General features: G+C 50.7%; 14 protein-coding genes. 9 read left to right on the top strand and 5 right to left on the bottom strand.

Annotated features, from left to right (window positions below; all coding sequences use genetic code 11):
- Positions 1–3: 3 nt before the first annotated feature.
- The gene (locus CFLAV_RS09115) at positions 4–522 is read right to left on the bottom strand and encodes a hypothetical protein (protein WP_007414408.1); all 519 of its coding nucleotides are present in this window, start codon (positions 520–522) and stop codon (positions 4–6) included.
- Between the two features lie 374 nt (positions 523–896).
- The gene (locus CFLAV_RS09110; protein WP_007414407.1) at positions 897–1,304 is read right to left on the bottom strand and encodes a DUF3592 domain-containing protein; all 408 of its coding nucleotides are present in this window, start codon (positions 1,302–1,304) and stop codon (positions 897–899) included.
- A 309-nt stretch (positions 1,305–1,613) separates the two neighbouring features.
- Here CFLAV_RS09110 and CFLAV_RS09105 point away from each other — a divergent pair, with 309 nt between their 5' ends.
- Positions 1,614–2,288, top strand: coding sequence for a hypothetical protein (locus CFLAV_RS09105; protein ID WP_007414406.1), 675 nt, complete (start codon positions 1,614–1,616; stop codon positions 2,286–2,288).
- A 3-nt stretch (positions 2,289–2,291) separates the two neighbouring features.
- Here the strand turns inward: CFLAV_RS09105 and CFLAV_RS09100 are convergent, their stop codons facing one another.
- Positions 2,292–2,777 carry a hypothetical protein gene (locus CFLAV_RS09100; RefSeq protein ID WP_150107335.1) on the bottom strand — a complete coding sequence of 162 codons (486 nt, stop codon included), beginning with the start codon at positions 2,775–2,777 and terminating at the stop codon, positions 2,292–2,294.
- Between the two features lie 318 nt (positions 2,778–3,095).
- Here CFLAV_RS09100 and CFLAV_RS09095 point away from each other — a divergent pair, with 318 nt between their 5' ends.
- The 8 genes from CFLAV_RS09095 (at position 3,096) to CFLAV_RS09060 (ending at position 10,808) form a co-directional block, all read left to right on the top strand.
- Positions 3,096–4,475 (top strand): Gfo/Idh/MocA family protein, encoded by a 1,380-nt coding sequence (locus CFLAV_RS09095; RefSeq protein WP_007414404.1) that lies wholly within the window; start codon positions 3,096–3,098, stop codon positions 4,473–4,475.
- Between the two features lie 60 nt (positions 4,476–4,535).
- Positions 4,536–5,492, top strand: a complete 957-nt coding sequence (locus CFLAV_RS09090) for an FAD:protein FMN transferase (protein WP_007414403.1) — start codon at positions 4,536–4,538, stop codon at positions 5,490–5,492.
- An 89-nt stretch (positions 5,493–5,581) separates the two neighbouring features.
- Positions 5,582–6,466: a rhomboid family intramembrane serine protease gene (locus CFLAV_RS09085; RefSeq protein ID WP_050785670.1), complete on the top strand. Its 885-nt coding sequence runs from the start codon at positions 5,582–5,584 to the stop codon at positions 6,464–6,466.
- A 75-nt stretch (positions 6,467–6,541) separates the two neighbouring features.
- On the top strand, positions 6,542–7,855 hold the full coding sequence (purB, locus tag CFLAV_RS09080) for an adenylosuccinate lyase (protein WP_007414401.1): 1,314 nt from the start codon (positions 6,542–6,544) through the stop codon (positions 7,853–7,855).
- 63 nt (positions 7,856–7,918) lie between these two features.
- The gene (locus CFLAV_RS09075) at positions 7,919–8,305 is read left to right on the top strand and encodes a HesB/IscA family protein (RefSeq protein WP_007414400.1); all 387 of its coding nucleotides are present in this window, start codon (positions 7,919–7,921) and stop codon (positions 8,303–8,305) included.
- A gap of 50 nt (positions 8,306–8,355) precedes the next feature.
- On the top strand, positions 8,356–8,958 hold the full coding sequence (locus tag CFLAV_RS09070; RefSeq protein ID WP_007414399.1) for a hypothetical protein: 603 nt from the start codon (positions 8,356–8,358) through the stop codon (positions 8,956–8,958).
- A 2-nt stretch (positions 8,959–8,960) separates the two neighbouring features.
- Positions 8,961–9,653, top strand: a complete 693-nt coding sequence (locus CFLAV_RS09065; RefSeq protein ID WP_007414398.1) for a hypothetical protein — start codon at positions 8,961–8,963, stop codon at positions 9,651–9,653.
- Between the two features lie 441 nt (positions 9,654–10,094).
- Positions 10,095–10,808 carry an MgtC/SapB family protein gene (locus tag CFLAV_RS09060; RefSeq protein ID WP_007414397.1) on the top strand — a complete coding sequence of 238 codons (714 nt, stop codon included), beginning with the start codon at positions 10,095–10,097 and terminating at the stop codon, positions 10,806–10,808.
- 21 nt (positions 10,809–10,829) lie between these two features.
- On the opposite strand, the gene glgB is transcribed toward CFLAV_RS09060, so the two are convergent.
- The gene (glgB, locus tag CFLAV_RS09055; RefSeq protein ID WP_007414396.1) at positions 10,830–13,025 is read right to left on the bottom strand and encodes a 1,4-alpha-glucan branching protein GlgB; all 2,196 of its coding nucleotides are present in this window, start codon (positions 13,023–13,025) and stop codon (positions 10,830–10,832) included.
- Between the two features lie 83 nt (positions 13,026–13,108).
- Positions 13,109–13,693 (bottom strand): dephospho-CoA kinase, encoded by a 585-nt coding sequence (coaE, locus tag CFLAV_RS09050; protein ID WP_007414395.1) that lies wholly within the window; start codon positions 13,691–13,693, stop codon positions 13,109–13,111.
- Positions 13,694–13,712: the final 19 nt, after the last annotated feature.

Genomic DNA, 13,712 nt, shown 5'->3' with positions numbered 1-13,712 from the left:
TGGTTAGGCCACAGGTTTATGTTTAACATGATTACGTTGTTTGAGGGTAATAATGACCTCTATGATGGCAATGTAAAAGAACACCAGGGCAAAGTAGCAATCACCACAAACCCACCCCCAAAATCCGCCCGGATTGTCCGCCCGATAAAAGGTCATACCACCAGAGCCACGCATACTCGAATACTTGGGGTGAATCGCGATGTGAATACTGCCGCGTGTGATGGCATGAATACTGTCAAAAAGAAGATAGCTCCCTGTTGCAATCAAAACTCCGCAAATAACATAACTGAATAGCGGTCGGCTGACCTCGAAAAACGAACGCTGCTTATGCATAGCGCGTCTGCTCACCGAATAGACTGCCCATGAAAACAATACAATCCATGCAACGACAGCAGCTATCACAGAAAACGAAGACAGAAAGGCAACCCCAAGGCCGAACAGAAATAGAAACGCAACCAATGCCCACGGGAAAATTTTGCGAATCAGCAACTGGCGACTCGTTGGTGTTGGCTTATTTTTCATCCGCGCGAATGTGGTTCACTTATTATCAAGTTTTTGAACTGAGGTTGCCTAACCAAGGTTCAAGTCGTGTTGCTGTTTTAATTAAACTCTCCCTTTTCATTGGCCGAAACAATAATTTCGGAGGTTTTTTATAATCCCGGCGATGTAGGTGAAGCTGGTTGCATTGAAATCGAGCGTTTGATGTCAGTGGGGCGTTGGAGGGGAGCGAAGGGTTTGTGCTCAATGAACGGCCTTGGCCCTTCGGAACGGTGGTGGTGGATGGTTGTGGTTGTTGGGCGAAGGGAAGAAAGTTTTAGGGGAACGTCGTTGCTATAGACAGGCCGGCCCGACGGGCCTTAAGAGAGTTTGGGCCATTTGAAAGAGGATGGTGCTGGTCATATGGCCCGAAGAACAAAGATTAAGATGAGGGTGGCGATGGTAAAGGCCAGAGCAGCTGCGCAGAAAAACATACGATAGCTCCGGATGGAATCCTTCATGATAGCCTCATGCGGTGCTTGCGGTTGGTAAAACACGTCAACAATTTCGCCTTCCTTGTGAGCTGTTGAAAATTTGCCAACCATGGAGTGGACCTGATACTCCCTGCCCTGAAGATCGGTGAATGTAAATACCGGGTGAAAGGCCTCGCCCGACGACTCCATTGCAACAATTCTGCCCTTGGTGACAATCGCGCCTTGGAGAAACTTCTGAGATTGTGAGCGCAGAAAAAAGCCGACGTAAGTAAAAATGCCCGCGAACAGATATGCTGCGGAAACAAAAAGGAGAATGGTGCTATGCTGACTCATCTACAAAGGCGAAACGGTTTCCTTATTTCATTCTGAAAGTAGGAATATGTCTTGGAAAAGTCCCGGTCAAGGGGAAATGGGCGGGAGGCGGCATGGTTGGTGACGGTGTGGTCGGCGTAGCGGGAGGCGGTCTGGCAGTTGTGGTCAGAAAAGAAATTAATCGGTGTCAACTTTGGGCCGAATCCTTTGTGGCATTAAAGGCTTGATTTTGGGAGCTGGCGGCACATTCTGTTTTGGCAAGGCTGGTCAGAAACAGTTCCAGTTTTTGCTCATCCGATAAATGAAAAGAAGTCCTTTGAGGAAATCGCTATGATGCTTGAGCCAGAGGCAGAAGTTCCGACCGATGGCATCATGGACGTGGATTCCGTTACTCGTGCCATCACTCCTCTGCGGATGATCTTTTGGGGAGGACTTCTCTGCATCTTCGAAATCTCGTGGACGATCCGCGGTTCGGGCTTCAAGTATAGCCTTCTGAATGATACGCTTGGTGCTGTCCTCATCATGGTCGGCGTCTTCAAGCTGAGTGCCATCGCGGTGCAAGACCGATTTGTAACGCTGATGAGGTTTGTCAAAGTCGTCTCCGTCCTGGTTGTGCTCAATACAATCCGTGCTCACTTCATAATGCCGCTACCTCCGCTGGTTGTGGCGGCCGTGAATCTCTTTGGCCTCGTGACCCAGGTTGCAATCGTAGCGTTCTGTGTTGCGATGCGCTGGTTTTGCGAGGAAGCAGGACTTTCCTGGCCGGCTGAGAGTTGGAAATTCACCACCAAGCTGTTCATCATCATCTATCTTTTTCCCCTTGGTTTGCTTCAACTGGCAGGATTAGTGGCGGTGATTTCCGGTCAATCCTCCAACGTCAACCTTGGTCCTGCAGGCCTTCTGCTACTTCCAGTATTCGTGGTTCCACTCGTACATCTGTTCGTCAGCACGTCGCGGATGAAGCGCGGCGCGGAAACCATTGTATCCGGTTTGCAGGAGGGTTAGGTTTTATGTGCCGCTTAATCGTCCCAGGAAAAGGGTCCAAAATTTATCGTGCAGGGCCGCGGATAAGCCATAGGCGCCGCCGAAGGACTGTTCCTTGTGCTCTTTTGCGCTGACGACTCTCCCATCCTGCAAGACAAACTGAATTTGCTCTCTGCCAACCGGCAAAATGATTGGGATGGGAACCAAAAGAACTGGTGTGACGCCATTCCAGATTATGTCAAACTTGTAGGTCCAAACCTCGGTCTGGCTGTCTACCCCAACGTGGGTGATGCGTGCTGGCCTGCCCCAATGGTTCTCCAACCAGGTGGCTGTGTACACAACCACATTGGTCTGGCTTGCATCGGTGTGGGAAAGTCCTGAGACATAAGCGACATCTGAAATCTTCGGATTTTGAAATGCCTCGTTTCGTGTTTTCGATACGCCGATTCCCACGCAACCTTGGATCAGCAGACAGAGCATTAAAATAGGAATTAAAAGCTTCCTTGTCATTGGTTGAGTGAAAATGTTGGCGGTTTCTTGCTACTCTTCAGGGATGGTGTTGGAGGCGGCGGTTAAAATCAAGTCTTTGATGGCATCTGTAGCCTGTGGTGGGGCCAAAGGGGGATTTTTGATTTGCGAGTTTTGAATTTGGGAATGGAAAAGCCTGAAAATGAACGGAATTTATTTTAACCACGAAATACTCGAAGAGTTCATTATGCGGTTTACTTGAAGGCGAATTCTTGGTTTAGTTGGGGAACCGACCCCGAATTTTGTGGGGCTCGTGTTCGTCTTAGGCTATAGTGTAATTCTAATTTAACATTGCCCTTTATGGATAATAAAGAAACCAAACCAGCGGCCGGCATGGCAACACGTCGGGAATTCATCAAGAAAGCTTCCACTGCTGCGGCGGTTGTCGCTTCGACCAATCTTTTCAAAACGCCTGTATATGGGCAAAATCAAGCGCCTTCACCCGGCCGGGTAATCGGGGCCAACGATCGCATCGTGGTTGGCTATATCGGCGTGGGAAATCAGGGCATGGCGCACGTGCGCACCCAGAAGGAGTTTGCGACAGCTAATAACATTGTGCAGGTGGCGGTTTGCGATTTGTCCAAGTATCGCGCGGCGGATGCGCACAAGTATATTGGCGGTGACATCCAGGAGTTTGATGATCATCGGAAGTTGCTGGAGAGGAAGGATATTGATGCCGTCACAATCGCAACGGTGGACCATTGGCATGCGCAATGCGCGATTGATGCGATGCAGGCGGGCAAGCATGTGTACGTGGAAAAGCCGATGACCCGTTATTTGGGTGAGGCGTTCCAGATTGCGGACACGGTGAAGAGCACGGGGAAGGCTTTGCAGATTGGATCGCAAATTTGTTCGGACGCTCGCTGGCACAAGGCGGCGGAATTGATCCAGGCGGGCAAGATTGGGCAGATGGTTTTGGCGCAGGATTCCTACATGCGCAATAATCCGAAGGGTGAGTGGAATTACCCGATTCAGCCCTGGTGCACGCCGGAGGATGTGAATTGGGAACGTTGGCAGGGGAAGGTTCATAACAAGAAGGCTTTTGACGCTGACTCCTACTTCCGCTGGCGCAAATATTATCCGTATTGTGCTGGTTTGTTGGGTGACCTTATCCCGCACCGTCTGCATCCGTTGATGCTGGCCACGGGCAGTCCTGAATTCCCATCGCGCGTTGTGTGCCTCGGGAACAAGGCGGCGCACACGGATGCGAATACTTCCGGAACTCCTGAGCGTGATGTGCCTGAGCAGGTTCAACTCCTCGCGGAATTCCCAAGCGGGCTGAATATTTTGATCACAAGCAGTTCGTTAAACCAGGTGGGGTTGACTTCGATTATTCGCGGCCATAAAGCCACTTTGTATATGGGTGGCGGCAACCGCATCGAGTTAAAGCCCGAACCTGCTTTCTCCGAAGAAATTGATCCGCAGGTAATTGAACACCTTGAGCCGAGCGGCGAGAAGATTAACGAGATGGAAAAGAACTGGTTCGATTGCATTCGCTCCGGCAAAAAGACTTTCGGCAACATCGACCTCGCTTTGCGCGCACAGACGGTGATCTCGCTGGCAGAAATGTCTCAGCGCTTGAATATCATGTGCCTGTTCAACGACAAGACTCGCAAGATTACCACGGGAGACGGCAAGGAAGTGACGCCGATCACCTACGGAACGCTGCCGTTGTCCTGATCAATAATCGGTTTCGACGGGTTTCGTGGGTTCAGCCTGCGAAACCCGGTTTTTGTTTATATGGAGACCATCGCCGTTGCCCGACACGCCATGGCCACTCGTTTTGAGATCGTCCTGAATGGCGAAGATCCGGCAGCCTTGCGGGCGGCGGGCGAGGAGGCGTTGGATGAGATTCAGCGCATTGAGGCGCAGCTCAGTTTGTATCAACCGACGAGTGAGATCGCCCACTTGAACGCTCGCGCGGCTCAAGAACCGGTGCGGGTTACGCCGAGCCTGTTCAAGCTGTTGAAACAAGCCAGGGAACTTAGCGTGGAAACGAAGGGTGCTTTTGATATCACGATTGCTCCGCTGATTCGGTGTTGGGGGTTTATGGGAGGGACGGGGCGCGTGCCCGGCGCGGAGGAGTTGGCGGAGGCACGTGCCAATGTGGGAATGGATTTGGTGGAATTGAACCCGAAGGATTTCACGGTTCGTTTTGCGCGCAAGGGAGTGATGTTGGACTTGGGGGCGATGGGTAAAGGCTATGCGGTGGAGCGAGCAGCGGATTTGATACGTGACATGGGTATTTCGAGTGCGCTCGTTAACGGCGGAACAAGCAGCATCCTTGCTTTGGGAAGTCCCCCTGAATCAGAGAGTTGGAAAGTGGCGGTTCAGGGTCCAGCACTCTCCACTGACGTTGCGGCCTCCCCTTTTGCAACAATCAGTTTGAAGGATGAAGCGCTCTCGGTTTCTGCCGTTTGGGGAAAGTCCTTTCAGAGCGAAGGAGGGAGTTTCGGGCACGTCCTCGACCCACGATGTGGCAGGCCGGTGAAAAGTGCGCTCCTGGCGGCAGTCGCCCTGCCATCAGCCACAGAAACGGATGTATTTTCAACTGCCTTGCTGGTAGGCACTAAGGAAACTTATGACTACCTCCTCCGTATTCGTCCGCAGGCGCGTGCGGCTTGTATTCTTGCGAGCAACGAGTTAGACCATGAACAGGTAATCTCGCACGGCTTTGATCTTTTGAAATTTATGTAGTTCGGCTCCATCTTGGTAAGAGCGAAAATAATCTTTGTTCTCAAAATGCTCATTGAAACTTGGAAGTGCTACGCGTATTTTGCGATGGTATGTTAGAGGATAGAGACTACATGCGCCAGCGGTCCCGTTGGGAACCGCAGTGGTCAGTGACTGTCGTCCTGATTATCCTCAATGTGGTCATGTTCGTGGTCCAAAACACGGTCGGACCGCGGGACTTCTACGATCTTCAATACTACGGCGTCCTCAGTCTCGATGGCCTGAAACACGGTTTCATTTGGCAGTTGCTTACTTTTCAGTTTTTGCATCAGGGGTTTTTCCACATTTTGGGAAACATGTTGACGCTTTATTTCTTTGGTCATGCCGTGGAAGAAGCGCTGGGGAAAACGAGTTTCTTGAAGCTTTATCTGTTAAGCGGGGTGCTGGGTGGACTCTTGCAAATGGGAGGTGCAGTCGTGTGGCCAAGCCATCTTGACGTCCCCATTGTGGGGGCTTCGGCGGGAGTCTATGGGTTGATAGCGGCCTATGCGACCCTGTTTTCTGATCGGTCCATCAATTTGCTTTTTCCACCTATCGAGCTAAAAGTTCGCACTCTGGTTTGGATCGCCATGGGTTTTTCGATAATCGGCATCATAGTCCCGTTCTGGAAGATGGCTCATTGCGCTCATCTGGGTGGCATTCTCACCGGCATGTTTTATATCCGGTGGATTACCCAGGTTCAAAAGCCACTGGTGGTCTGGCAGCCATTCCGGCCGAAAATGCGTCGTCGCGAATTGGTGAAAGTCCGTTCTGACAAACCAAAAACCTGGATCCAACCCAAGAATGTCGAACCCGAAGAGCTTCCATCCGCGGAGTTTATCAGCAAGGAAGTGGATCCCATTCTGGACAAGATTTCTGCCCACGGCATCCAAAGTTTGACGGAGCGGGAACGGCAGATCCTCGAAGCGGCCCGGGCCAGGATGGCCAAGCGCAAGTAACTTGCCGAACAACTCACTGCTCATCGTTCACCAAGAGGCTTTGCCTTTTACGCAAGTTTCCATTTTAATCACGTCATGATTCAACGTTATTCACGGGCTGAAATGCGGGAGATTTGGAGCGAGCAACGCAAACTGGAAATTTGGTTAAAGATTGAATTGCTCGCCAGCGAGGCACTGGTGGCAGAGGGACTGGTGCCCAAAAAAGATTTTGAGCAAATGAAGTCCAAGGCGGCTTTCAGCCTGGAGCGCTGCAAAGAACTTGAGCGCACACTGAATCACGATGTCATTGCGTTCACCACGAATGTCGGGGAAAACATCGGCGCTCCAGCGAGTCGCTGGCTGCATTTTGGACTGACCAGCAGCGATATTGTAGACACCTCTTTTGCCGTCCAAATGGTACAGTCAGCAGATATTCTGATTGAAGACGTCAAAACTCTCCGCAAGGTAATCGCCAGCAAAGCCCGCAAATATCAGCTAACACCAATGATCGGGCGCAGCCACGGCATCCATGCCGAGCCGACCACGTTCGGTTTGAAAATGGCGTTGATGTATGACGAATTTGGCCGTGCCCTCAAACGCCTGGAGGCAGTTCGAGAGACAGTTGCCATAGGCAAACTTTCTGGAGCAGTTGGTACCAGCGCGCACTTGTCGCCCAAAGTAGAGGCTTTTGTTTGCAAGCAACTCGGACTGCGCCCGGCACCCGTTGCGACTCAAGTCGTGCAGCGAGACTTGCATGCCGAGTTTATGAATGCACTGGCCTTGATTGGGGCCAGCATTGAACGTTGGGCCACCGAGTTCCGGCACCTCCAGCGAACGGAAGTTTTGGAAGCCGAAGAATTCTTCGCCGTTGGTCAGAAAGGCTCCAGCGCCATGCCGCACAAACGTAATCCCATTACGGGCGAACGTCTGACCGGCCTGGCCCGCGTGTTGCGCGGAAATGCCATCGCCGCCATGGAAAACGTTGCGCTCTGGCATGAACGGGACATCAGTCACAGTTCAGTGGAACGCATCATCTTCCCCGATTCCTGCACGTTGCTGGATTACATGTTGGCGACGCTTACGAAGCTGACAGAGGGATTGATTGTCTATCCGGAGAACATGAAACGCAACATGGGCTTAACGCTGGGAATGTGGAATTCACAGACCATCCTGCTGGCCCTGATTCGAAAGGGCCTTACCCGGGAGCAGGCGTACGAACTGGTTCAGCGTAATGCGATGAAGACCTGGCAGTCCAAGCATGCGGGTGATGCGAATGCAGATTTCAAAACGCAACTGCTTAATGACCCTGAAGTCGCCAAACATCTCACACAGACGGAGTTGGACAAGCTGTGCAATCTTGATTTCCATTTTAAGCAAATTAAAACGCGATTTAAGAAACTTGGGCTATAACGTGGTATTGTATCACGGTTGACGGCATACTTGACGCAAGATAGTTTCATTACGGTTGAAAATATGATTGCAGCAACATCCAATAAGACCACCTCAGCGCCGGCTTTCCGCGTGGGAGATGAACGACTGATCAAGGTCACTGAGAGTGCGGCGAAAAAAGTGAGTTCATTGCTCACCAAACAAGGTCGCGCGCAGGGAGTGTTGCGCGTCGCTGTGGTTGGTGGCGGATGCTCCGGCCTGCAATATAAAATGGATTTGCAGGACGGTCCCGCGAACCGCGATATTCTGGTTGAATCCAGCGGCATTAAGGTTGTGGTAGATCCTAAGAGCGCACTCTATGTCACAGGCAGTGAACTGGATTATCTGGACGCCCTGCAGGAAGGCGGGTTTAAAGTGAAGAACCCGAACGCAGCCACGAGTTGTTCATGTGGTGAGAGTTTCAGTGCTTAAAGGCGTTCTGCTGCGCTGACTTTAGCCCGGAGGCAATCTCCCATTTCTTCATGACCGATAATTTTGCGTTATTGAATGAGCCGCGCCAACCTTGGCTGGACCCGGATATTCTAAAGCAGAGATTTATCGTCCTCTCGTCCAAAGTCCATCCTGACCGCGTCCATAATGCTCCTCAGAAGGATAAATTGGCCGCCAACCAGCAATACTCTGAACTGAACGCGGCCTACAACTGCCTGCGCGAGCCAAAGGACAGGTTGCAACATCTTTTGGAGCTGGAAGTCGGTACAAAACCGAAGGACATTCAACGCATTCCGCCTGGAATGATGGAGGAGTTTTTCGAAATTGGCCAACTCTGCAAACAGGTCGATGCCTTCATTACTGAAAAGGAAAAGATCACCTCCCCGATGCTAAAGGTTCAATTGTTTGAACGCGCTCAGGAGTGGACCGATAAATTGAATTCGCTCCAAAGGAAAATTAATGCCCGTCGGGATACTCTCATTGAAGAAATTCAATCGATGAATACCCTTTGGGGAACAGCCGAGGCTGAGCGTCAGCAGTTGCTTGGACGTCTCGAAGAGGTTTACCGACTGTTAAGTTATTTTGCCCGTTGGTCAGAGCAGATTCAGGAGCGGGTCGTACAGCTCTCCTTTTGATCATGCACAAATTTCTCGTCTTACTGCTGTTCATTCTTCCTTCATTACGCGGAGTTGCCGAGAGTTGGCAGGACGCCTTGAGTCGCATGCCTTTGAGCACCGATACCACGCAACTGAACCGGACCAATTGCGTGCAAGTGATGCTCAATTCCTTTCAGTCAAATGCCACGGTAAAAGCTCTCATTTTTATGCCCGGTGCGACGGACGAGTTTTACATGTTTCGTCGTGCAAAGGCCAATCTGACCAATGCCTCCCCCACTTTACTGGACGCAGTGAATGCCTTGACCAATCAAACTCTCGTTCGAGCCACTTTCCTGCCCCCTTTTCTTCTCTTGCATTCGGACGAAGATCCACTCGAACCATTATATCAGATCAAGAATGATTCCACCTTGAAGCAGTTGAGGCAGGAAATGTTTGTGCCGCACGCCTTATACTACGACAAGGATTGGGATTATTTGCTCCCGATTCTGAAGCAAAAATTAGGGTTGAAATTCGTTCCCGAATTGTACTCTCGCGATTCATGGCACTTTTATAGGCACAGCTTTGCGGCTTGGAATCTGAATGGCTGGGAGACCTTGCAAGCCATATCAATGGCCGGCAAGACGAGGTTTATAGTCAAACGCAACCTTGTGATCTTTGAAGCAGACGTCCGGGTGCGGAAACTTCCAACAATCGACCATTACCCCAAGGATTAAGTTGGTTCGCAGTGTATCACATTTGGACACAAGCTGGAATTCAGAAGACAGGTAGCCACCAAAAATATCAAATTCAGGCCGTATTTGAACTTTTCACTCCAGAAACCGGCAAAACATTCAATAACAATGGGCTTTTATGAGTTGGTATAGCCCCTGCTACCCATCTGGTATGCAGAAACTACGTATCTGCCTTACAAGAGATTTTGTGGTGCTCTCCATCTTCTTTATCATGGTGAAGGTGAAAAGGCCCGTCTTCCATCCGCGTAAAAACGTGGCGCATTAGGCGCACATTCTTCAGTTCAGTTGTATTTTCCATGCGGCTTGCCGTAGCCGATCTATTTGGTTCCATCCACCGGCGATCTCCTCCTTTTACAAACGAAAGTTTCAGAAGTAAAATCTGACAGGCTCAAAACCAAACAGCCTTCACTAAAAACAAGGTCAATGGACGCTTTTCTGGTAGAATTCACAGCGATACCCTCTCACACCGAAGTCGTGGTCCGGTTGGGAGTGGCAATGATCGCCGGCATGTTGATAGGTTCCGAGCGCGAACATCACGGACGTCCCGCCGGCTTCCGAACCACCACCATGGTTTGTGCGGCCGCGGCTTTAGCCATGGTTATCTCCCAGGTTGCCTTTGCCGATACCGTGACTACAAGCAGTTCATGGCGCCCCGACCCGATGCGCCTTGCAGCCGGTGTGCTGACTGGCATGGGGTTCCTCGGAGCGGGAACAATCATTCGAAACGATAATCACGTGCGCGGAATTACTACGGCCGCCACACTTTGGATTTCGACTATGCTTGGCCTCTGCTTTGGAGCAGGTCTGTTTTTCGCGGGCACAGTGGGACTTATCGCAGTCCTCGCAATTTTATTACTGCTCCCACGGGTCGAGGCGCGAATCAGTCAAAACCTTTATGCAAGGCTCACTATTACGATGGATTTAACCACCATGTCAGAACAAGATCTCAAGGAGATTCTTTCCTCATTGGGAACCGTCATAAGATCGATGGATCTATATTATGATTTTGTGAAGCGATCAAAAACAGTTTCCTGCGAGCTAAGACTGAAAAAGCCCGAGGAATTCAGTTTGGGCCAAAAACTTACCGCCATGCTGTCCCGACATGCAGGGATACACTCTGTCGCTTTCAAGTGTTGATTTACTTTTGACCAGCTGTTTCTAACCAGATTTAAACACCAGAATACTCATTGGTGGGAGGACAAATTCCGCGGAGTGGGGCTGGCCGTGCACCTGGTAATCCTCTGCACTTACACCTCCCAGATTTCCCATGTTACTGCCCCCATAAATAGACGCGTCGCTATTTAACACCTCACGCCACACTCCGCCGCGAGGCAACCCGATTCGATAACTGGGCCGCGGAACGGGAGTGAGGTTCATGATGACCACCAATTCACTCGTGCGACTCTGGTTCTGCCGGACAAAGGACATTATGCTGTTATTCTGATCTGTGCAGTCGATCCAATAAAACCCACTAACGTCATAATCAGATTCCCACAATCCCGCCTCGGCAACATAAAGCTTGTTGAGATCCTCTACAAAACGTTGCAGGCCTGCGTGAAACGGTCCTGCGCCAAGGAGCCACCAATCAAGTCCGCTATTTGCATTCCATTCCGCACGTTGGCCGAACTCGCACCCCATGAAGAGCAGCGGCTTGCCGGGGAACGTCCACTGATAGCCGAGGAGCACACGCAAATTCGCAAATTTTTGCCAATCGTCTCCGGGCATACGGCCTAAAAGTGATCCTTTTCCATGAACGACTTCGTCATGCGACAACGGCAGAACAAAGTTTTCGTTGAAGTGGTAAAGCATCGCAAAGGTGAGATCGTTCTGATGGTATTTGCGATGAATCGGATCACGCATGAAATAATTTAATGTGTCATGCATCCAGCCCATGTTCCACTTCAGAGAAAAGCCCAGGCCGCCGAGGTAAGGCGGCCGGGTTACTAATGGCCACGCGGTTGATTCCTCAGCAATGGTCACCACGCCGGGACACTCGGTATGGGTGAGATAATTGAACTTTCGCAGGAATTCCACAGCGTCCAAATTCTCACGCCCGCCAAACTGATTTGGAACCCACTCTCCCTCCTTGCGGGAATAATCGAGATAAAGCATCGAGGCTACGGCATCCACGCGCAACCCGTCGATGTGGAATCGTTCACACCAAAACAGGGCGTTAGCTGTCAGGAAGTTGCACACTTCGTGACGGCCATAGTTAAAGATGAGAGTCCCCCAGTCTTGATGTGCCCCCTGACGTGGATCTTGATGCTCATATAGGGCTGTGCCATCAAATTTGGCCAGAGCCCATTCGTCGCGCGGAAAATGAGCAGGAACCCAATCTACTAAAACCCCGATACCAGCCTCATGCAGTGCATTGACCAGATATTGAAAATCATCAGGAGTGCCGAACCGCGCGGTCGGCGAATAAAATCCGGTTACCTGATAACCCCAGGATGGATAATATGCATGCTCTGAAACGGGTAGGAATTCCACGTGTGTAAATCCCATCTGCTTCACGTAAGAAACAAGCATTCCGGCCAATTCGCGATAACTAAATGACTCGGCGACCGATTTCTTTTTCCAGGAACCTATGTGCACTTCGTAAATGCTCATCGGTGCACGCAACACATTCTGTTCCCTGCGTTTCTTCAACCATTCGCCATCGGTCCATTTAAACTTTTTGTTGTTCCAAACAATGGATGCATTCTTTGGGGCCGATTCAAAAAAGAATCCATATGGATCGGCCTTTAAAACTACCTGACCGTGAATATTTTGAATTTCATATTTGTAATGGGCGCCTTCCCCCACCCCGGGAACAAACAATTCCCAAACTCCGGAAGCCCCTAAGAGCCGCATGGGATAATAACGTCCATCCCATCCGTTGAAATCACCAACGACACTCACCCGTTGTGCATTTGGCGCCCAAACTGCAAAGCTCGTTCCGTGAACGCCGTCCACTGTCCGCAATTGCGCTCCCAATTTCTCGTAGATACGGCGTTCATCTCCTTTCCCGAACAAATACAGGTCTGATTCGCCAACGGTGGGCAGGAACGAATAGGGATCGCGGGTACGCCGGACTCCTCCTTGATAATCAGTGATCACCAGGTCGTAAGCATAAACATGCTTGGCTCCTTTGGTGGTCCCTTCATACAAACCCGCCGGATCCAGCTGCTGCAATTCAAAACTTGGCTTATTCTTCTCGTGGGTGGGTTCAATCCGCACCTTGGCTGCATTCGGCAGAAAAGCCCTCACCACCACCCCAGACCCGTCACCCAGCGGATGCATCCCCAAAAGTTGATGAGGCGAGCGATGCCGCGCGTGGATTAAACTCTCTAATTCGTCCCTAGTAAGAAGCATGTCGTCAGCAATTTACATGAAGTCCAGCAAAACACGAGGCACTTTTTTTGAGGTCTTTTCCGACGCTCGTAATTCCTTGTGAGTTAATGCAACGGAAAAATACGGGCGAGCTGTTTGGCATGAATCTCCAAGTCCCCTTCTGTCCAAACCACATAATCCGCCTGATTCATCTTTTTATCCACTGGCCACTGCGCACGGATACGTTTTTCAACATGTTCGGGGTTCCACCCACGTTGTAGGAGGCGCTCAAACTGGGTGGTGGCGGAACAGGCAACACATATGATCGCGTCGAAAGATGGAGCGGCATTCGTTTCGAACAAGAGCGGAATCACAACGACAACGCAGCTTTGCCCCTCTTTCCGATATGCCTCCACTTGCGCAGTCCAAACTGCACGAATACGGGGATGAAGGATATCCTCCAACATCTGCCGCGAGCCTGGATCTTCGAACACCAACCTGGCTAATTCCTCTCGCCTGAGCCGTCCTTCACCATCAATCATACCAGTGCCAAAAGCATCGACAATCTCCGACAACGCAGGCTTTTCAGGTTCCACGAGCTGACGTGCGATTATGTCAGTATCAATCACACTGATGCCACGATCCCGAAGCAACTTATCGGAAGTGGATTTGCCCATCCCAATTCCTCCCGTTAGCCCGTAAACTTTCATTTTGTGGTAAATAACATCG

Origin of the sequence: Pedosphaera parvula Ellin514, from assembly GCF_000172555.1 — a bacterium.
GTDB lineage: Bacteria > Verrucomicrobiota > Verrucomicrobiia > Limisphaerales > Pedosphaeraceae > Pedosphaera.
The sequence above is the reverse complement of the archived record's forward strand: the minus strand, read 5'-3'. Positions and strand labels throughout refer to the sequence as shown.